This is a genomic window from Tautonia plasticadhaerens (assembly GCF_007752535.1).
Taxonomy (GTDB): Bacteria; Planctomycetota; Planctomycetia; order Isosphaerales; family Isosphaeraceae; genus Tautonia; species Tautonia plasticadhaerens.
Genome location: NZ_CP036426.1, coordinates 4494107 through 4514049 on the forward strand (window position 1 = coordinate 4494107; position 19943 = coordinate 4514049).

A 19943-nucleotide genomic window follows, 5' to 3' on the forward strand; every position below is an offset into this window, starting at 1 on the left:
TTCGGTTCGGTCAGTTCGGGCGATCGGCGGGCCGGGGCCCGAGCCCGAGCAGCGGGGAGACGGCCAGGGCCAGGGTGCCGGGGTCGACGGGCTTCGGGACGAAGGCGATCGCCCCCAGGTCGAGGACCCGTCGGCGGGTGGCCTCGTCGGTCAACGTGCTGGTGACGACCACCCCGGTGGCGTCCATGACACCCGTCCGGCCCAGTTCGGCCAGCAAGGCGAAGCCGTCCATCCGGGGCATCTCCAGGTCGGTCATGATGAGGCGGTAGGACCGGCCCCTCAGCCGGCCCAGCGCCTCCTCGCCGTCGTTCGCCTCGTCGACCTCGAAGCCGAGGGCGCGGAGGCGTCGGCTGGCGATCCGGCGGACGCTCAGGGAGTCGTCGACGACCAGGGCGGCCGGCCGCTCGTCGAGCGGGACCGGGGCCGAGATGGCCGTCGACTCCCGGGCGCCCGCCCCGGCGAGGCGGAGCAGGCCGGCGACGTTCAGGGCCGGGATGACCTCCCCGGCCGGGGAGAGGCCGGCCCCCGAGGCCGCCGGGTGGCCCGCCAGCAGCGGGCCGAGCGGCTTGAGGACCAATTCCATCGGGCCGTCGATGCCGTCGACCCGGAGCGCCACCGCCCCGGAGTCGGCCGTCACCACCAGTACGGTAGGACACGAATCGCCGATCGGCCCGGAGAAGCCGAGGATCGAGCCGAGGTCCAGCATCGGCAGCTCACGGCCGCCGACGGCGACCGTCGGCCGGGCGCCGGGGCCGCCCCGGTCGACCCGGTCGGCCCGGCCGACGGCGTCGATCGCCGAGGTGGGCACGGCGAACGCCTGGCCCCGGATCCGGACGACCATCACCGGCTCCAGGGAGATCCGGGTCGGGAGTCGGATCGTCATCCCCGTGCCCCGGCCCCGGGTCGAGGACAGCTCGATCCGGCCCCGGAGCAGCTCCACCTCCCGGGCCACCACGTCCATGCCGACGCCCCGGCCGGAGACGGAGTTGGCCTGGCTCCGGGTGGAGAAGCCGGGGTGGAAAATCAGGCCGTTGAGGCGGTCGACGCCCGGGTGCTCGTCCGGCCCGATCAGGCCGACGCGGCGGCCCTTGGCCAGGATCGCCTCGTGGTCCAGCCCCCGGCCGTCGTCCCGGACCGAGAGGACGACGGTGTTCCCCTCGCGACGGGCCTCCAGGGTGATCGTGCCGGCCCGGGGCTTGCCGAGCCGCTCCCGGTCGTCGGGGGGCTCGATCCCGTGGCCGACGGCGTTGCGGACGACGTGGAGCAGGGGCTCGTACGCCTTGTCGAGCAGGGCCCGGTCGGCCCCGGTCTCCTCGCCGACGAGCACGACCTCGACGGCCCGCCCCTCGACCCGGGCGGCGTCCCGGGCCACCCGGATGAGCCGCTGGAAGAGGCTCCGGACGGGCACGATCCGGACCGACTGCAACCCCTCCCAGAGCCGGAGGCTCAGGCGGGACAGGTCCTCGGCCTCGGCGGCCATGGGGAGGGCCGCCTCCCGGGCGGTCGCGGCCAGGGCGACCAGGTCCTCGGCCTGCTCACCCATCCTCCGAAGGGTGGTGGTCAGCTCGTCGTCGAGGGGGCGGGGCGCCCGGCCGCCGATCGCCGCCGTCGGCACCGCCTCGGTCAGGCGGTCGACGTTCCCCCGGAGCCGGTGGCTGCACCCCCGGGCCGAATGGGCCAGGCCCTTCATCCGGTCGGCGAGGCCGGCCCAGGCCCTCCTCCTGGTGAGCAGCTCCGAGCAGAGGTCGACCAGCTCCTCGAACCGCGCCGCCGGCATCCGGATCAGGCCGTCGGCCTCCGAGTGGCCGGGGCCGTCGTCGGTCGGCGGGGCCGACGCCGTCGGGCTCGTCGGATCGCCGGGGGGGGATTCAACGTCCGGGCCCTCGCGGTCGTCCAGCGCCCCCAGGGTGCCCTCGATCGTCGAGAGCGACTCCTCCATCCGCCGGACGAGGTCATCGGGGCAGGCCCCGCCGGCCTCCTCCAGGAGGTCCTCCAGGTCGTGGATCGATGCCGCCAGCAGGGTCAGGCCGGCGCTGCCGGCGGCCCCCTTGAGCGTGTGATAGCAGCGGCCGAGTTCGTGCAGCCGCCCGGCATCGCCCCCGGAGCCGAGCCCGAGGACCAGCCCCTGGATCCGGCCGAACAGGTCGGTCATGTCGGCGATCAGGATGGCGCGCAGCTCGGGATCCAGCTCCAGGCCCCTCGCCTCGGCCATGGGGTCGGCGACGGCGGGGGCCTTCGCCCGGGCCTGGATCGCCGGGACCTCCAGGGCCCGCTCCCACCAGGGCGCCTCCCCCGCGGGGGGCCCGGGATCGGTGCCGCCCGGGGGGCCGGCCGACGGGGGGGAGCCGGTCAGCCTCCGGAGCAGCTCGGCGGCGTCGATCGCGGGCCCGGGGTCGTCGTCGACGGCCGGGGGGGGCGTCGGGCCGTCCCGGGCGGTCGGCCCGAGATCGAGGGCGCGGGGGGCGAGGGGCGCCGGGCCGACGGCGGCCGGGTCGGTGAGCGCCCGCGTCAGCTCGGCGGCGTCGATCGCCGGGCCGTCGTCGGCCGGTGCCGGGGGCCGGGGATCGGGCGGGGGGGCGGGGGAGGCCGGCGGGCCGGAGGCGGGGAGGCCGGAGATCCTCCGGATCAGCTCGGCGGCGTCGATCGCCGGCGGGTCGCAGGGGGTCGTGGGCTGCCCCTCGGATCTCCCCCCGGCGGCGGGGTCGATCGAGGGGTCGATGAGCGCCAGGTAGTCTCCCCAGCGCGACTCCGACTCGCGGAGGATCCAGGCCGAGGCCCCTCCCGGGTCGCCGAGCCGGAGCCCGTCGCAGAGGCGGTCGATCGCCCGCTCGAAGAACCCGGGCAGCGGGGAGACGGCCTCGGGCCCCTCGGCGACGAGGCAGTCCCAGACCTCCGCCATGAGCGCCAGCCGGCCGAGGGCGTCGGCGGCGGCCGGGTCGGCCTCCGGGTCGATCGGCCCGATGGCCTCCCGGATCGCCGGGGGGCCGCCGCCGGGGGGGGCGTCGGTCCCGGCCAGTTGCCCCCGGAGCCGGTCGAGCCGGTCGACCAGCTCGGACCCCCTCGGCCGTTCGAGTCCGGTCATCATGGCCTCGCCTCGATCGGGACCGGGCGCGGGGACGAGCCGGGATGGAGCCTCGGGGCCCGGTAGGCGTCGAGCCCCGGCACGCCGTCGGGCTGCGACCGGCTCGAGACCAGGGCGTTCAACGCCTGGCAGCGCTGGGAGACGGCCCTGGACTGCTGCCGGATCTGCTTCGTCTCCCCCAGGAGCAGCTTGGAGACCTCGGAGATCCGCTGCATGCCCGAGACGAGATCCCGGGCGGCGAGCACCTGGTCGTTGGCCGAGTGGGAGATGCCGTCGACGAGCCTCGCCGAGTCCTCGGCCACCCGGCTGATCCGCTCCAGGGCCGACCCGGCCTCGCGGACGCTGTTGGCCTCCTTCTCCATCTCGGCCTGCTCCTCGGCGAGCGACCGGATGCTCTCGTGGGTGTCCGCCTGGATCGCCTCGACGAGCGTGGCGATCTCCCGGGTGGCGGCGGCGGTCCGCTCGGCCAGCTTGCGGATCTCGTCGGCGACGACCGCGAAGCCCCGGCCGTGCTCCCCGGCCCGGACGGACTCGATGGTGGCGTTCAGCGCGAGCATGTCGGTGCGGTTGGAGATCTCGCCGATCAGCTCGACGATGGCGCCGATCTCGACCGAGCGCTCGCCCAGCCTCCGGGCCTTCCTGGCGTTGGACTCGACCTGGGCCCGGAGCTGCTCCATGCCGTCGATGACGCCCTTGATCTGGTCCAGCCCCCGGATGGCCTCCTGCCGGGTGCGGTCGGTGGCGTCGGCGGCCTCGTCGGCGTTCTGGGAGATGAGGTCGATGCGGTCGTAGAGGGCCTCGACGGTCTGCGTCGTCTTGGGGACGGCGCCGGTCTGCTCCATCGCCCCCTCGGACATCCGGCCGGCCGACTCCCCCAGGGAGGAGATGGCCTGGAAGATCTCCTTCAGCTCGGCCCGGACCTCGTCGAGCCGCTGCTTCGACTCGTCGGAGGCGAGCCGGGAAGCGCTGGGCACGTCGGCCCGGGGGGTGCGGACGGCCATCGTCCGGGCGCACCGGCGGGCGGTGGCGTTGGAGACGAACCCGGCGACCGCCGCCCCGGCGGCCGAGCCGAGCACCGCCGCCAGGGCCGCCCCGAAGGCGCCGCCGCCCGCCGCCGAGATCCCCAGGGCCAGGCCGACCGCGGCCAGGCCCCCCAGCCCGCCGACCGCGAGGGCCGGGCCCATCGACATCGTGTTCATGGTTGTCCGCCCTGCCTCGTGTCCGACGCCCCCGAACCCACCCCGCCCTGGCCCGGGGGGGGCGGGAAGCCGTCCCCCCCGGAGCCGAGGGCGTCCGCGTACCACTGATCGATCTCGGTCTTCACGCCCCGCCAGGACCGGTCGGGGTCGAGCACGGCGTGGGAGGTCCCCCGACGCCCGACCGAGCCCGAGGCGACGAAGCCCCGGCCGATCGGGGGCCCCTCGCCGGCGGGCCCCTCCCCGGCGACCTCGACGGAGACCCCGCCCCGGTCGATCGAGAGCCCCCAGAGGCCGCGGCCGGTCCGGAGGATCAGCACCGCCCGCCCGCCCCCTTCTCCCCCGCCGGGTGGACCGCCGCCCTCGTCCCCCGGCCGGACCACGGGGACGATCTTGCCGCGATAAGTGCACAGGCCGACGACCTGCCCGGGGCAGAGGGGCAGCCGGACCAGCCGCCCGGCCTCCATCACCTCGGCGACCGCGTCGAGGGGCACGCCCAGCGGCCTCGACTCGCTCAGGAAGAGGCAGTACGCCCGGGACGGGCGCCCCTCGGGCGGTTCATCCATCGGTTCTCACCCCGGTGATCGATCATCGGTCCCGTCCCGGGTCGGCCGCCCCCGGCCGGTCCCCCGAGTCCTCCGGCCTCGGCCGGCCCCCCGGGCGGTCCCGGGCCCTCCGCAGCCGCCCTTCCAGGCGACGGGCCAGGGCGTCGAGCCGCCTCCCGGGGTCGTCGTCGCCGTCGTCGTCGAGGGCCCCGGGCCGCCCCCGGGCCGGTTCGTCCCGGGGCAGCGATCGGGACGGGGGCGGGGCCGGGTCCCGGTCGGCCGCCCGCCCCTCGGGACCGGAGGCCACCGCGATCGACGGGGGCATCGACTCGGGTGCCGGCCCCGGGATCGGGATCGGGACCGGCACCATGGCCGGTGACGGCCCCGATCGGGCCGCCGTCGAGGCATCCGAATTAGCCGCCCGGCCCGGGGGCGGCGGCGGCGGAGATTCGGCCGGCGCCGGGGCGGCCCGGCCGGGGGAGCCGCCGAGCAGCCTCCCCAGCTCCAAGCCGATCAGGCTGTCGAGCTCCAGCCGCATCTCGGCGACGGCCCTGCGCAACGGATTCGATTTCCCGGATTCGACCTGCACGACCGGACTCCGCGGCCCATCGTGGCCCCCTCCCGCCCGAGGCGGGCGGGACGCCACTGAACCCTAGGTCACGATTACCGCCGGAGGGCCCGCCGGCGGGCCCTCCGCGCCAGGGCGGCCGTCGGTCGACGCCGGGCCCGATCCCCGGGTCGGCGCCGACCGGGCCCTCGGCCGGCTGAAACGGGACCGCCGACGCCCCGAGGCCGGGTGGCGACGGGGGCCGGGATGCGGGGATCGCCCCGCTCAGGCTGGGTCGGGCCCCGACGGCCCCGGAGTCGGGTCCCCTCGGGCGGGGGCGGGTCGCTAGAATCGTCGGGACCTGGAAGGGGGGGATGAATGGGTGACTCGCGATCGGTTCGGCGGCATCGGTGGGCGGGCCGATGGGGGGCGGGGGCGGTGGTGGCGGCGGTGGCGGCGGCCGGGGCGGTGCTGAACACCGGGTTCGACGAGCCCCCTCGGTTCGACGGCGCCGGCTACGCGATGCTCGCCCGGGCGCTGGTCGAGGGCCAGGGCTACCGGGACGTGGACCACCCCGACGCCCCGCCGCACGCCCACTTCCCGCCGGCCTACCCGGCCCTGCTGGCGGCGGCCTGGGGCGTGTTCGGGAGGTCGGCGGCGTCGGCGCACGCCGTGTCGATCCTCTGCACGACCGGGGCGACGGTGGCGGCCTGGTGGTGGTTCCGCTGGCAGTACTCGGCCCGGGTTGCACTGCTGCTCGGGCTGGCCCTGGCGATGAACTGGACCTGGCATCGGGTGGGGGGGAACATCCAGTCGGAGCCGCTCTACATGCTGCTGAAGCAGCTTGCGTTGCTGGCGGGCGTCTCCGCGGCGAGGGCGGGGGGGATCGGCCGAGGTGCCCGAGTCGGCGGCCTGATCGGCGCGATGATGCTGACCCGGCTGATCGGGGCGGCGGTGGCGGCGGCGATCGGGATCGAGCTGCTGCTCCGACGCCGGTGGCGGTCCCTGGCGGCGACGGTGGCGGTCTCGGGCCTGGTCGTCTCGCCCTGGGCCTGGCGGCTGGCGACCGCGGGGCGGAAGACCCACCTCGGCTACTTCCCGGGCGATTCGCTGCCGGCGGTGATCGCGGGGAACGCCTGGTTCTACGTCCTGCGGATCCCCGACGTCCTGACCGGCCCGTTCGTCGAGGTCGGCACGGTCTTCTCGCCGGGGGCGTATCCGGTGGCGGCGATCTTCGCGGTGGCGGCCGGGCTGGTGATGGCCCGGGGGCTGGTGGCCGTGCTGAGGACCGATCGCCTGAGGACGGCCGGGCTGGTGGTCGCCTGCAACCTCGCGCTGCTGCTGGCCTGGCCGTATACCGAGGCGGGCCGGTTCCTCCTCCCGCTGGTGCCGGCGCTGCTCGTGGTGGCGTTGGAGGGGATCGCGGGGATTGCCCGAAGGCTGGGCCGGGGTCGGCCCCGGGTCTGGGGCTCGGCGCTCCTGCTGGCGGCGGCGACGCCCTACTCGGTCTACGCCGCCGCGTCCGGCCGGGCCTCGGCCGAGCGTCGATCCCACGAGCCGGTCGACGCCGGGCTCCGGTGGATCGCCTCGCACGGCGATCACCCCGGCCCGATCATGACCGCCTACCCGGCCGAGGCCTTCTGGTTCACCGACCGGCCCGGGATCGTCCCGCCCGACGACCCCGAGGCCATCGCCCGGGAGGTCGACCGCTACGGGGTGGCCTACCTCGTCCTCGTCCGGGGCCGATTCGCCCGGGCCCGGGAAGACCCGATCTCGGAGTTCGTCGCCGGGAGGCCGGGGAGGGTCCGACGCTCCTGGTCCGGCGATTCGGGCCGGGTGGCCGTGTATGAAGTGTTGCCGGAGGGGGCCCCGCCCGATCAGGGACCCGACGCCGGCGGGGCGGTCAGGGTGCCGAGGTAGGCCACCAGGTCGGCGAACTCCTCGGGGGAGAGGGCCTCGGCCAGCTCGCCGGGCATGATCGAGGTCTGGCCGACCCGGCGCTCCTCGACCCGGGCCTTCGGCAGGCGGACGAGGTTCGCCCCGGCGTCGGCCAGGACGAGGTCCTCGGCCGACTCCTCCCGGACCAGTCCGGCGATCACCCGGCCGTCGTCGGTGGCGACGAGCACCGGCTGATACCCGGTGGCGATCCGCTGGGAAGGCTCCAGGATCGATCGGATCAGCTCGGCGCGATCATACTTCGACGCCAGGCCCGTCAGGTCCGGCCCGATGTCGGACGAGCCCTTCCCCCCGGCGGCGTGGCACTTCACGCAGCCGACGCCCCCCTCGTCGAAGAAGATGGCCTCGCCCCGGGCGGGGTCGCCGTCGTGCCCGAGGGCGAAGGCGCGGAGGGCCTCGATCCCGGCCTCGGCCGGGCGGGCGGCGAGCCATTCCTGGCCCGGCGCGGAGACCTGCACGCCGAAGGCCCAGGTGCCGATCCCCTGGCGGACCCGCATCACCAGCCGGTTCGTCCCCGCCTTCAGCCGGACCCGGACGCGGTCGCTGTCCGTCGCGTACGGCCTCCCGGCGTACTCGGTGAAGGTGTGGACGGGCTCGCCGTTCAGCTCGACCATCAGCGACCCGCTGGAGCCGAACAGGAGCAGCGCCTCCCGGTCGGCGTCCGACGGGATCTCGGCGTAGGCGAAGGCGGCCAGGTCGGGCGAGCCCGTCTCGTCGTAGCCGAAGCCGCCCAGGTCGCCCCGGCCCCCCTTGAAGTCGTCGAGCACCACGCGGCCGGTCGTGGGGTCGGCCTTGCGGGGCTGCCAGGAGATCGGCCGGCCCTCGACGCCGGAGTGGGACTGATTGAAGTCGATCGACGGCTCGCCGAGGAAGACCCGGGCCGTCGTCCGGGCGAACGGGCCGATGACCTTCCAGTCGACGATCGGCCGGAACCGGGTCAGGATCCGCCCCAGGGAACCGGCCTCGGGCCCGGAGATCGAGGCGGACCGGGCATGCCCCTCCAGCTGCGGGCGGACCCGGTCCCGGATCGCCAGCAGGGCCCGCTCGGCGGATCTCCTCAGGTCGGCGTCCCGGCCGCCGAGGGCGGCCAGGTAGACCGGCAGGGCGGCCGGGTCGGGGAGGGCGGCCAGGGCCCGGACCGAGGCGGAGCGGACGGTCGGGTCGACGTCGCCCGCCCCGGCGATCTCGATCAGCTTCGGCACCGCCGCGCGATGCCCGAGGGCCGAGACCGCGGCGATGGCGGCGACCCGGGCTGTCGGGTCGGGGTCGTCGAGCAAGGAGGCGACGCGGTCGGCCAGGTGCCCGGGCAGGCCCTCGACCGCCGCGATCGCGCCGAGGGCCGCGATCCGGACGGTCGGGTCGGGCCGGTCGAGGAAGCTCGCCAGGTCGTTCGGGGGCAGGGCCTTCGTCGCGGCCAGTTTCGGCAGCGCCCGGGCGACGAGCCCGGGGGGGGCCCCGGGGTCGAAGGTCAGGCCGAAGAGGGCGCGGAGGGCGTCGGGCCCGGGGAGGTTGCCCAGGGCGTCGACCGCCGCCGATCGGGCCGGCATCGGCGCGTCGGGGTCGGCGGCGATCCGGGCGAGGGCGGGGGTGGCGGCCACGTCGACCTGGTCGCCGAGGATCAGGGCCAGGGCCCGGAGGTTCTCGCCGTCGGACTCGACTTCGAGCCGCTTGCGGAGGTGGGGGCCGACCGTCGGCCCGGCCGGGCGGAGGCCGACGATCGCCCGCCCCCGGACGGCGGCGTCCGGGTCGTCCAGGGCCCCGATCAGGCCGAGCAGGGCCAGCCTCATCCCCTCCCGGTCCCAGGGGGCGGTCTTCTGGGGCATCGTGCCGGCCAGCGGGTTGGTGCCGAACCAGGCGCCGTCCCACTCGGGATAGGCCAGCAGGATCCCGGCGAGGTTGCCGACGATCTCCGCCCGGGCCCCCGGGTCCTCGACCCCGGCCGCCGCCCTCGCCAGCGCGTCGGCGACGGGGACGGCCCAGGCCTCGTCGGTCAGCTTCAGTGCCTCTCCCCGGCGGGCGGGGTCCTCGAGGGCGGCGAGCAGCAGGCCGGCGTCCCAGGCCCCGAGCGACCGGATCGCCCGGCGGATCGACCAGGCGACCGTCGGGTCCGGGTCGCCGAGCCCCGACATCAGGGCGGGCCCGGCGGCCGGGTCTCCCAGCTTGCCGAGAGCGATGGCCGCCTCGCGACGGGCGACGGCGTCGGCGTCGTCGAGCAGGCGTTCCAGGGCCGGTCGGGTGGCCAGGTCGGCCCGGATCCCGGCCCGTTTGGCGGCCTGGGCCCGGACGGTCGGATCGGCGTCGGTCAACGCCTGCCGGAGCGGGGCGACGGCCTCCGGGGTGCCGATCGCATCGAGGGCCCAGAGCGCATGCAGGCGTCCCTGCGTCCCCCGGCCGGCGTCGGCCAGCCGTCCGGCGAGCGGGGCGACCGCCCCGGCCCCCCGGGCGGCCATCGCCCGCTGGGCCCGGAGGCGGACCTCGTGGCCCGGATGGTCGAGCGCGGCGACGTCCAGCACATCGGGGGCCGGCGTCGGCGGGGAGGCGTCGTCGCCGGCGTAGGTCAGCCGGTAGAGCCTGCCCGACTCGACGCCGGAGAGCAGCCAGTTGCCGACGCCCCAGTCCACGACGTAGAGCGACGCCCCGTCGGCCGACGGCGCGACCGAGAACGGCCGGAAGTCGGGCACGTCGCCGGCGGTGACGAACGGCTCGCGCCGGGTCATCCGGAAGGTCCCGCCGCTCGGGGCGACCTCGACGCGGAAGACGGCCTGCAGGCCCCAGTCGCAGAGGAACAGGTCCCCCCGATACCGCTCGGGCAGCCCGTCCCCCTTGGAGATCATCCCCTGCGTGCCCGACCCGCCGAGCTGCCCGGCGACGATCGGCAGGCAGCGGTCGGGTTCGAGCATGAATTCATAGGGATAACCATAATGGCCGCCGACGACGTGATGCGTCAGGCTGTTCGGCCACTTCTTGCTGTCGTCGTCGTTGCCGTAGGTGAAGACCTCGTCGGTGGCGGTGAGGAAGGCCGAGAGCGGGTTCCGCTCGCCGGTCGAGACGACCTCCAGGTCGGTGCCGTCCGGCCGGACCCGGACCACGCCGCCCCCCTTGAGCCGGATCGCCTCCCTGTCCGTGCCGACGGCCCGGGGGATGCCCTTGTCGCCGATCGAGACATACAAGAACCCGTCCATCCCCAGTTCCATCCCGGAGGGGACGTGGTCGTTCAGCCCGCTGAAGCCGGGCAGGTCCGGGCCGAGGCCCGTCACGAGGTCGACCCGCTCGTCCGAGACGCCGTCGCCGTCGGCGTCCCGGAAGGCGGAGAGGTACGGGGCGTGGACCACATACAGGGTGTCGTCGATCCACTCCAGGCCCATGACCGCCCAGAGCCCGTCGGCGAAGGTGGTGATGGTGCCGTCGGGCCGGATGGCGACGACCGAGTCGATCGGCTCGGTCGGCGGGCCGGGCATGTCCATCGGGTCCTGGCCGAGGTAGACGGTGCCGTCCGGCGCGGCGACGATGGCCGTCGGGTAGAGGATCTCCGGGGCCTCGGCGACGAGTTCGACCGTCCAGCCCTCGGGGACGCCCGGCAGGGGCGGTGCCGCGTCCTGGGAGGCCCCGCCGGTCCGGGCGAGCCAGGGCAGGGCGACGGCGAGCAGCAGGCGGGCGGTTCGGCGCATGGAAGGGGCCCCCGGGCCGGGTGTGCGTCGGATCGGCGAGACGCGGGCGGGCGATGGGTCGGGATTCTAGCCGTTGCGCCGACCGCCGACAACGCGACCCGGCCCGGGTCGCCGGGGCGGGCACCCCGGATGCGCCGGGGGGCCGGCGGGGGCCCGGGGAGGGCGGCCCCGTCGGGCCGTCTCGCGGAACTCGCCTTGATCGATCGGGTCGGCCGCGCTAGGCTGGTCCGACCCGACCCCATCGGGCCACGGATCGGCACCCTCGGAGCACCGGGCATGGAGGCTCGGCGATGACAGCCCGTCGCGAACGTGCGGCCTTCGGCGCGATCCTCGCCGCGGTGATCGCGGTGCCGCTCGGCCCGGCCCTGGTCGGGGTCCGGGTGCTCAGCCCGTCCGACCTGGCGTACGTCCAGCGGAGCTTCGGGCCGGGCTACGACTACGAGCCGAGCAACCGGCTGCTGACCGACCCGATGCTCCAGTTCGAGCCCTGGATCGAGTTCAGCCGGTCGATGATCCGGCAGGGGCGCCTGCCGCTCTGGAACGGCAAGGTGGGTTGCGGCGCCCCGCACCTGGCCAACGGCCAGGCCGCCGTGTTCGACCCCTTCCTGGCGATCGCCTACCTCGGGCCGATGCCCGGGGCATTGGCGTGGGTGGCGGCGGCCCGGCTCTGGGTGGCGGGGCTGGGGATGTTCGTGCTGGCCGGGGCCTGGGGTCTCGGCGGCTGGGGACGCTGGTTCGCCGGGCTCTGCTACCCCCTCTGCGGGTTCATGACGCTCTGGCTGCTCTACCCGCTGGCGAGCGTGGCCGCGTGGCTCCCCTGGCTGGTCGCGGCCTCGGAGCGGCTGGCCCGGCGGGGAGACGCGCGGTCGATGGCGGCCGTCTCGGCCTGCGCCGCCCTGACGCTGGCGGGAGGGCACGTCCAGACGGGCGCACACTGTTTCATGCTGGCACTGGCCTACATGCTGTTCCGGACGATGCCGGGGCCGGTCCGGCCGGTCGCCTCCTGGGCGGGTGCGATGGCGCTCGGGGTCGCGACGGCGGCGGTGGCGGTCGTGCCGCTGGGGGTGTACCTGTCGAGGAGCCCGGCCTGGGAAGATCGGGCGGTCGAGATGGGGTCGCCGTGGGAGCTGTCGAGCCCTCGGCTGCCGGAGGTGGCCTGCTCGGCGCTGCCGAACCTCTACGGCGGCCAGCGGCGGGGACAGCCGAACCTGGCGAAGGCGCTCGGCGTGGACAACCAGAACGAGTCGGCCGGCGGCTTCTCGGGCCTGGCGACCCTGATCTGGCTGGCCCCGGTCGGGCTCTCGGCGGCGAGGGGGCGCGTCCCGGCCTTCCTCGCCTTCGCCGCCGCCTTCGGCGCCTGCGCGAGCTTCAAGCTGCCGCCCGTCGACAACCTGCTGCGGGCCCTGCCGGTGCTGGACGTGACCGACCACCGGCGGATGACCCTCTGGGTCGCCTTCGGGCTCGTCGGGCTCGGGGCCTTCGGGCTGGACCGGCTGCACCGCTGGGGTCCATCGAGGGGCTGGCGGATCTGGATCGGGTCGTGGGCCGCCGGGGCGGCCGCCCTGGCGACCGCGGCGGCGTTGCTCCCGGCCTTCGAGGGGCCGATCCGGGACCGGGCCGCCGTCCACTACTCGGCCGCCGCCGGCCGGTCGGCCGACCTGGACCCGGAGGACGCGAGGGTCCTGGCCGACCGGCAGGCCGGCAACCTGGTCGGCCGCTTCCCGACGACGCTGCTGCTGGCCTCGGCGAACCTCGCCGGCCTGACCGCCCTGGCGTCCTGGGGGATCGCCCGGCGGGGGAGGGCGGGCCTCGGCCCGTTCAGGGCGGCCGTGGTCGGGGCGGTGCTGGTCGACCTGATCGCCTCGCTCTGGGGGGCGAACCCGATGATCGCCCCGGCGGATTACCGGCCGACCGGCGCGGTCGTCGAGCACCTGAGGAGGACGGCCCCGCCGCCGGCCCGCGTGCTCGCCGTCGGGGCGGAGTTGCCCCCGAATATGCTCATGCGATACGGCCTGGCCGACGTGAGGAACTACGACGCCGTCGAGCTGGCCGGGATGGCCGAGTGGCTCGGCCCCCTGTACGACGACGACGGCGGGGCCCGGTCGAGCCGACGCCCCGTCTCTTGGGCCGGCGTCGGTCGGGCCGAGGGCCGGTTGCGGGCGCTGGGCGTCTCGGCGGTCGTCGGCGCGTCGCCGCCGCCGGAGGGGCTCTTCGACCGGGTCGTGCCCGTCGGGGCGACGTGGGTGGGCCACTGGGACGGCCCGAACCCGACGGCGGTGATCGTCGAGGACCGCGACGGCCGGATGGTCGTCGATCTCGCCGATCGGCCCCGACCCCCGGGAGGGCGCGACGACCCGACGCGACCCGATCGGGTCGCCGTCCCGATCGCCTTCTCCCCGGGCTGGGAGGCGCGTGGCGATCGCGGCCCGGTGGAGGTCTCCCTGGGCCCGGGCCCGCTGATGGCGGTGGAGGTTCCGGCCGGGGTGACCCGGATCGAGCTGGAATACGACCCGCCGGAAGTGCGGCTGTCGCTGGCGATCTCGCTCGGCGGGCTGGCGGCCGTCGGCCTGCTGGCGGCCTCGGGGCGGTCCCGGAAAAAGGGCCCGAAGGCGCTTGGACCGGCCCGGAACTTGGCGTTAGAATCGATTTCCGACGATCCCGGGGGTGTCCGGCCCGGGCCGGACACGGCCCCCCTGTCCGAAGGACGAGACGCTGATGGTCCACTTCACGTGTGATCTGTGCGGCAAGGATCTGTGCGCGGAGGCCCCGCGCTACGTCGTCAAGATCGCGGCCTATCCCGGCTTCGATCCCGACCAGATCACGGATGAGGATCTCGAGGACGATCACATGGAAGCGGTCGCGGAAGTCCTTCGCAACGAGCAGTACGAGGGGGCCGAACCCTCCCAGGAGGAGGGCTACCGGGGGTTCCGCTACGACCTCTGCCCCTCGTGCCACCAGAAGTTCCTGAAGGATCCGCTGGGCAAGGACCTCATCCGGTCCTTCGACCTGAGCGACTTCAGCAACAACTGAACACGGGTCGATCGCCCGGGGGGCCTCACCCCCGCCGGGCGGGCCCCGTCCGCGGGCCGCCTCCGGGGCCCCCGGCCGATCGGGCGGCCGCCCGCCCGCCCGGTCCGGTCATCGGGCGAGCATCAGGATGACGTTCGAGACGAGGGAGAGGCCGAGCAGGATCGCCAGGATGGTGATGATGTTGTTGCGGGCGTTGACGATGCCGGCCAGCTCGATGCGCTCGGCGTCGGTCATGCCGGCGCCTCCGGCCTCGTAGAACCCCTCGTCCTCGTCGACCTCGCCCTCGGCGAGCTTGGCCAGGGTGTCGGCCTTCTGCTCGGCGATGACCGGGCGCTTGCCCTCGACCAGGGCCTTCAGGTCGATGATCAGGTCGGAGGGGTCGCGGTAGCGGTTCTCCCGGTGGCGGGCCATCATCGTCTCGACCACCTCGCCGAGCCCGCTGGAGAGCCGGGTGTTGAGGTGGTCCGGCGGGGTGAGGGTGATCGTCTTGTCGACGTGCTTCTTCATCACCTCGGTCGGGTCGTCGCCGGGGAAGGGGGGCCGGCCGGTGACCATGTGGTAGAGCGTGGCGCCGAGGCTGTAGATGTCGCTCCGGATGTCGACGTCGGTGGCGCCCCGGACCTGCTCCGGGCTGATGTAATAGGGCGTGCCGATGGCCATGCCCGCCTCGGCCACGGCCTGCTTCTCGTCGGCGGTCAGGCGGGCGAGGCCCAGGTCGGCGAGCTTGACGTTGCCGTCCCGGGTGAGGATGACGTTCTCGGGCTTGATGTCGCGGTGGATCAGCCCGCGCTCGTGGGCGTGCTTCATCGCCTCGGCCACGGCCAGGACGATGCGGAGGGCCTCCGGCTCGTCGTATACGTGGCCCTTCTCGATCACGTCCTTGATCGTGATCCCCTCGACGTACTCCATCACGAAGTAGTAGAGGCCGTTGGACTCGCCGGCGTCGATGGCGTTGACGATGTTGGTGTGGTTGAGCCGGGCGGCGATGGTCGCCTCGCGCTGGAACCGGCGGATGAACTCCTTGTTCGACGCCAGCACGTCGAGCAGCACCTTGACGGCGACGACCCGGTCGACGCTGGTCTGCTTGGCCTTGTAGACGATCCCCATCGAGCCCTTGCCCAGGCGGTCGATGATCTGATAGCCGGGGATCTCGTGCTTGCGCTGGGACTCCTTGCCGATCTCCCTGACCAGCCGCTGGGCCTGGGTCGGGGTGAGCGCCTTGGCCGCGACCATCACCTCCAGCAGCCCCTTCGGCTGCTCCTGGCCGGTGGAGAGGCGGTCGCGGTGGGCCTTGCAGGTCTCCAGCTCCTCCGGGGTGACCAGGCCCCGGCGGATGATCGTCTGCTCCAGGTTCTTCTCGCTCATCGCCGAGAGGCTGGCCCCCGCCGGCCGGGCCGGGGCGCCGGGCCTGGAGGCCGCCCCCCGGGCCGGGGGACGCGGCCCGCCCTGGCCCCCCCCCGGGCCGGGCTTCGACGCCGAGCCGGCCGGATCCCCCGCGCCACCCCGGAGGGGGGACGCGGCGGCCTGCTGCGGCGGGGTGGCCTCGGTCGGGCTCGGGCTGGGACTCTGACCTTCAGCAGGGGGGACCATAAGCGTCATCCCGGTCGGCAAGGCGGATCGGCCCGGACGTGAGCGGGCCGGTGGGCGCGGACCATCGGATCGGGCGGCCCGGCGTCGATCGGGGCCGGGGATTTTCGTAGGATAAGGCGCCCCTTGGCATTGTCAACGGTCGTCCCGGGCCCCGGGGCCGCCCCCGGCCGGGGCCTCGCGGGCCGATCCGGGGGGGGGACATGATCGCGGGGGGCGTCTCGGCGAGAGGTGCGCCCGCCATTCTACGGTCGCCCGGCAAGGCGGGTGACCTCATTTTTCCCGAACCGCGTTTGCAGAGCGAGGAGACGCAGTGGCCACGATCGGAGTGATCCCGGGTGATGGCGTCGGTCCCGAGGTGATCCGCGAGGCGGTCGCCATCCTGGAGGACCTGGGCGCCGCCCACGGCCTGGGCCTGGAGTTCTCAAGCTTCGACCTGGGCAGCGACCGCTACCTCCGCACCACCGAGGTGCTGCCCGATTCGGTCGTCCAGGACCTGGCGCGCTGCGACGCGATCCTGCTCGGCGCCATCGGCGACCCCCGGGTGCCCCCCGGTGTGCTGGAGAAGGGCCTGCTGCTGAAGATCCGCTTCGACTTCCAGCAGTACATCAACCTCCGCCCCGTCCAGCTCTTCCCCGGCGTCGAGACGCCGATCAAGGGCAAGGGGCCCGAGCAGATCGACCTCGTCGTGGTCCGGGAGAACAACGAGGACCTCTACGTCGGCGCCGGGGGGTTCACCCGGAAGGGGACCCCCGAGGAGGTCGCCATCCAGACCTCCGTCAACACCCGGGCCGGCGTCGAGCGCTGCCTCCGCTACGCCTTCGACCTCGCCGACCGCCGCGCGAAGGCCCGCGTCTTCCGGGGCCTCTCCGACGACGACCGGTCCGCCGGCAGGCGCGGCCTCGTCAGCCTCGTGGCCAAGACCAACGTGCTGACCTACGCCCACGACCTCTGGAACCGCGCCTTCGAGGAGGTCGCCCGGGACTACCCCTCGATCAAGACCGACTACCACCACGTCGACGCCTGCTGCATGAGGCTGGTCGTCAGCCCCGAGCGCTACGACGTGATCGTCACCACCAACATGTTCGGCGACATCATCACCGACCTCGGGGCCGTGCTCCAGGGCGGCATGGGCGTGGCCGCCTCGGGGAACCTCAACCCCGAGCGGAAATATCCCAGCATGTTCGAGCCCGTGCACGGCTCGGCCCCGGACATCGCCGGCACCGGCAAGGCCAACCCGATCGCGGCGATCCTGTCGATCGGCCTGCTGCTGGACCACCTCGGCGCCGCCGACGCGGGCAATGCCGTCCGATCGGCCGTGAAGCGGGTCCTCGCCGACCCGGACGGGCCGAGGACGCCGGATCTGGGGGGCTCGGGCTCGACGAGCGAGGTCGGCCGGGCGGTCCGGGAGGCGATCGGCCGGGGATGAGCCCACCGTCGACCGGGGCGGCCCCGGGGCCGCCCCGATCAGGCCGGGCCCCGACGACCCGGGTCGTCGACCGAGGGCATCAGGAGGCCGAGGCGGGACAGTTCGGCCCGGGGATCCCGCGCGGACGGGTCCTCGGCCGTCAGGCTCATCCGGGACAGGGACCCGCGGCCGTCCTCGTCCCGGGGATCCCCCGGGTCGTCGAGGGATCGGCCCCTCGCCTCGGCCGGCTCGCGGGTGGGCTCCCCGTCGCCCGGGTGCGCCTCGTCGACCGGGGCCTGGAGGCGGCCCTCGGCCCGATCCGCCGCGACAAAGCACGTCAGCGCGGTCACCGCGCCGACCAGGTACACCAGGCCGACCTGGAGGGCGGAACCGCTGAGCGGGAGGCCCCAGTTCGTGGCCTGGGCGAAGGTCTCGAAGTTCATCGCGTCCATCGTGTCTGCTCCCGGGTCTGGGGGGTTCGTACCGTTGCGTCCTCAGGTGCCCGAATCCTAGCGGGCCGACATGAGGCCACCCTGAAGCCCGGATAAGAATTCCTTCATCTTCGACGATCCCCCTTCCGGTCCGGGCGGGACGCGGTTGGAATGAATCGGGGGATCGCCGGCCCTCGGGCGGCCGTCCCGAGGCCGGGGCCAGCTGGAGGGCAGCGCGTTGGGGATTCGAATCCTGGTGGTCGAGGACGAGCCGGTGATCGCCGACTCGCTGGTCCGGGGCCTCCGGGAGGAGGGCTTCACCGTCGAGCACGAGGCCGACGGCGAGGGGGCCTGGCTGGCGCTCCGGGCCGGGGGCTGGGATCTCGTCCTGCTGGACTGGTGGCTGCCCGGCGCCGACGGCTTCGAGGTCCTGCGGCGGCTCCGCCAGGCCGACCGCCGGACCCCGGTCCTGTTCGTCACCGCCCGGGACGCGGTCGCCGACCGCGTCCGGGGGCTCGACGCGGGCGCAGACGATTATATCTGCAAACCCTTCGATTTCGACGAGTTGCTCGCCCGGGTCCGGGCCCTCGTCCGCCGCAGCGACGGCACCGCGGCCGCGGTCATGACCTTCGGGGACGTGGCCGTCGACCTGGCCTCCCAGCGGGTCGAGCGGGCGGGCCACCCCGTCGACCTGACGGCCAAGGAGTATTCCCTGCTCGTCTACTTCCTCCGGAACCCGGGCCGGATCCTCTCCCGGACGAGGATCTACGAGCACGTGTGGGACGAGCGGTACGACGGCCTGTCCAACACCCTGGAGGTCCACGTGAAGGAGCTGCGGCGCAAGCTGGAACGGCACGGCCCCCGCCTGATCCAGACCCTCCGGGGCCGGGGCTACCTCCTCGGCGACCCTCCCGAGGACGGGGGGGGGCGATGAGCCTCGCCACCCGGCTCTCGGCCTTCCTGCTGGCCGCCCTGGGCGTCGTCCTGCTGGTCTTCTCCTGCTCGATCTACGTCGCGGCCCGGGCCTACCTCGACCGGCAGCTCGACGAGCGGCTGGAGGCGGCGCTCGACACCCTGGAGGCCTCCGTCGACATCGAGCCGGGCGGCCTGGAGTGGGAGCCGGACGAACGCCGGATCACCCTGGGGGTGGACCCCGGCATCGAGCAGGTCCGCTGGGCGGTCCTCGACGGCCGGGGCCGGCCGGTCGATCGCTCCGAGAACGCCGGGCCGGACGCCTTCCCGCCGCCCGGGTCGGCCCCGGCGTTCTCCGGAGGCCATGAGGATTCGTCCGTCTTCCTCGTCGGCGACGGGTGGCGGATGGCCGGCCGACGCCTCCGGCTCGAGGAGCTGCTGAGGTCCGGTCGCGGCCACCCCGAGGACGACCTCCCCGACGACGACGTGGAATACGCCCGGCTCGTCCTGATCGCGGGGCTCTCCCCGTCCCCGGCCCGGGCGACGCTGGGCGGCCTGGGCCTCTGCCTGGGGGGGATGTCGGCCGCGACCTGGCTGGCCTGCGCCGCCCTGGGGCGCGTCCTGGCCCGTCGCGCCCTGCGGCCCATCGCGCGGATGGTGCGGTCGGCCCGGGCCCTCGACCCCTCGGATCCCGGCTGGTCGCTCCACCGGCCCGGCACGGGGGACGAGCTCGACGAGCTGGCCTCAGCCTTCAACGACCTGCTCGGCCGGCTCCGAGAGGCCTTCGAACGCCAGCGGAGGTTCGCCGGGGACGCCTCGCACCAGCTCCGGACCCCGCTCTCGGGGATGCTCGGGCAGCTCGACGTGGCGCTGCGGCGGGACCGGTCGGCCGAGGAATACCGCCGGGTCCTGGGGGTCGTCCGGGACGAGGCCGCCCGCCTGGGGAGGATCGTCGAGGTGCTGCTCTTCCTCGCCCGATCCGACCACGACGCCACCTCCCCCGGCGCCAGGCCGGTCGACCTGGGCTCCTGGCTCCCCGACCACCTCGGCGGGCGGTGGGCCGACCATCCCCGGGCCGCCGACCTTCGGGTCGGGCCGGCGCCCGGGCCGATCCCCCCGGTCCTCGCCAACCCCGAGCTGCTGGCCCAGTGCGTCGACAACCTGGTGGACAATGCGCTGAAGTACAGCGAGCCGGGGAGTGAGGTCCGGCTCGAACTCGGCCGGGAGGGCGGGGCCGTGACCCTCTCCGTGGTCGACCTCGGCTGCGGCCTGGAGCCCGGCGAGGAGTCGCGGATCTTCGAGCCCTTCTACCGCTCGGAGCTGGCCCGACGCCGGGGGAAACCCGGCGTGGGCCTGGGCCTGGCCGTCGCCCGGCGGATCGCCGGGCGACTCGGGGGGACCCTGGAGGCCTCCGGCGCACCGGGCCGGGGGAGCCGCTTCCTCCTCCGCCTCCCGGGGTCCCGCCCGTCGACGACCCCCGAGCGCGGCGGGATGCCGGCCGAGGTGCCCGGGGCCCTCCCCTGAGGCGACCCCCGACAAACGACGATCCCCTCCCCCTTCATTTCCGAGGGGGGAGGGGAT

The 19943-nt window shown here is 74.9% G+C and carries 14 protein-coding genes; 7 read left to right on the top strand and 7 right to left on the bottom strand.

Going from position 1 to position 19943, the window contains the following annotated elements; genetic code table 11:
• Positions 1–10: 10 nt before the first annotated feature.
• The 4 genes from ElP_RS18130 to ElP_RS18145 are packed head-to-tail and all read right to left on the bottom strand — an operon-like array spanning position 11 to position 5382.
• Positions 11–3085, bottom strand: a complete 3075-nt coding sequence (locus ElP_RS18130; protein WP_145271650.1) for a hybrid sensor histidine kinase/response regulator — start codon at positions 3083–3085, stop codon at positions 11–13.
• Positions 3082–4281, bottom strand: coding sequence for a methyl-accepting chemotaxis protein (locus ElP_RS18135; protein WP_197446155.1), 1200 nt, complete (start codon positions 4279–4281; stop codon positions 3082–3084). The genes ElP_RS18130 and ElP_RS18135 overlap by 4 nt, the downstream gene beginning before the upstream one ends.
• A complete protein-coding gene (locus tag ElP_RS18140) occupies positions 4278–4844 on the bottom strand; it encodes a chemotaxis protein CheW (RefSeq protein ID WP_145271652.1) in 567 nt (188 codons plus the stop codon). The genes ElP_RS18135 and ElP_RS18140 overlap by 4 nt, the downstream gene beginning before the upstream one ends.
• Positions 4845–4866: 22 nt before the next feature.
• Positions 4867–5382, bottom strand: a complete 516-nt coding sequence (locus tag ElP_RS18145; RefSeq protein WP_145271654.1) for a hypothetical protein — start codon at positions 5380–5382, stop codon at positions 4867–4869.
• Positions 5383–5748: 366 nt separating this feature from the next.
• On the opposite strand from ElP_RS18145, the gene ElP_RS18150 reads away from it, so the two are divergent.
• The gene (locus tag ElP_RS18150; protein WP_145271656.1) at positions 5749–7290 is read left to right on the top strand and encodes a glycosyltransferase family 39 protein; all 1542 of its coding nucleotides are present in this window, start codon (positions 5749–5751) and stop codon (positions 7288–7290) included.
• Here ElP_RS18150 and ElP_RS18155 read toward each other — a convergent pair.
• Complete coding sequence (locus ElP_RS18155) at positions 7248–10994, bottom strand: HEAT repeat domain-containing protein (RefSeq protein ID WP_145271658.1); 3747 nt, start codon at positions 10992–10994, stop codon at positions 7248–7250. The genes ElP_RS18150 and ElP_RS18155 overlap by 43 nt on opposite strands.
• A 290-nt stretch (positions 10995–11284) precedes the next feature.
• Here ElP_RS18155 and ElP_RS18160 point away from each other — a divergent pair, with 290 nt between their 5' ends.
• Together ElP_RS18160 and ElP_RS18165 are read left to right on the top strand one after the other, a co-directional pair.
• Positions 11285–13729: a hypothetical protein gene (locus tag ElP_RS18160; RefSeq protein ID WP_145271660.1), complete on the top strand. Its 2445-nt coding sequence runs from the start codon at positions 11285–11287 to the stop codon at positions 13727–13729.
• Positions 13710–14024, top strand: a complete 315-nt coding sequence (locus ElP_RS18165) for a hypothetical protein (RefSeq protein WP_145271661.1) — start codon at positions 13710–13712, stop codon at positions 14022–14024. Before ElP_RS18160 ends, ElP_RS18165 begins: the two co-directional genes overlap by 20 nt.
• A 108-nt stretch (positions 14025–14132) precedes the next feature.
• Here the strand turns inward: ElP_RS18165 and ElP_RS18170 are convergent, their stop codons facing one another.
• Positions 14133–15389 (bottom strand): serine/threonine-protein kinase, encoded by a 1257-nt coding sequence (locus tag ElP_RS18170; RefSeq protein ID WP_145271663.1) that lies wholly within the window; start codon positions 15387–15389, stop codon positions 14133–14135.
• On the opposite strand from ElP_RS18170, the gene ElP_RS18175 reads away from it, so the two are divergent.
• Positions 15358–15594 (top strand): hypothetical protein, encoded by a 237-nt coding sequence (locus ElP_RS18175; protein ID WP_145271665.1) that lies wholly within the window; start codon positions 15358–15360, stop codon positions 15592–15594. The genes ElP_RS18170 and ElP_RS18175 overlap by 32 nt on opposite strands.
• A 330-nt stretch (positions 15595–15924) precedes the next feature.
• The gene (locus tag ElP_RS18180) at positions 15925–17040 is read left to right on the top strand and encodes a 3-isopropylmalate dehydrogenase (protein WP_145271667.1); all 1116 of its coding nucleotides are present in this window, start codon (positions 15925–15927) and stop codon (positions 17038–17040) included.
• A gap of 38 nt (positions 17041–17078) precedes the next feature.
• Here the strand turns inward: ElP_RS18180 and ElP_RS18185 are convergent, their stop codons facing one another.
• Positions 17079–17471 (bottom strand): hypothetical protein, encoded by a 393-nt coding sequence (locus ElP_RS18185; RefSeq protein WP_145271669.1) that lies wholly within the window; start codon positions 17469–17471, stop codon positions 17079–17081.
• A 217-nt stretch (positions 17472–17688) separates the two neighbouring features.
• Between ElP_RS18185 and ElP_RS18190 the strand changes: the two genes are divergently transcribed.
• Together ElP_RS18190 and ElP_RS18195 are read left to right on the top strand one after the other, a co-directional pair.
• Positions 17689–18384 carry a response regulator transcription factor gene (locus ElP_RS18190; RefSeq protein ID WP_145271671.1) on the top strand — a complete coding sequence of 232 codons (696 nt, stop codon included), beginning with the start codon at positions 17689–17691 and terminating at the stop codon, positions 18382–18384.
• Positions 18381–19886: a sensor histidine kinase gene (locus ElP_RS18195; protein ID WP_145271673.1), complete on the top strand. Its 1506-nt coding sequence runs from the start codon at positions 18381–18383 to the stop codon at positions 19884–19886. The genes ElP_RS18190 and ElP_RS18195 overlap by 4 nt, the downstream gene beginning before the upstream one ends.
• Positions 19887–19943 lie beyond the last annotated feature (57 nt).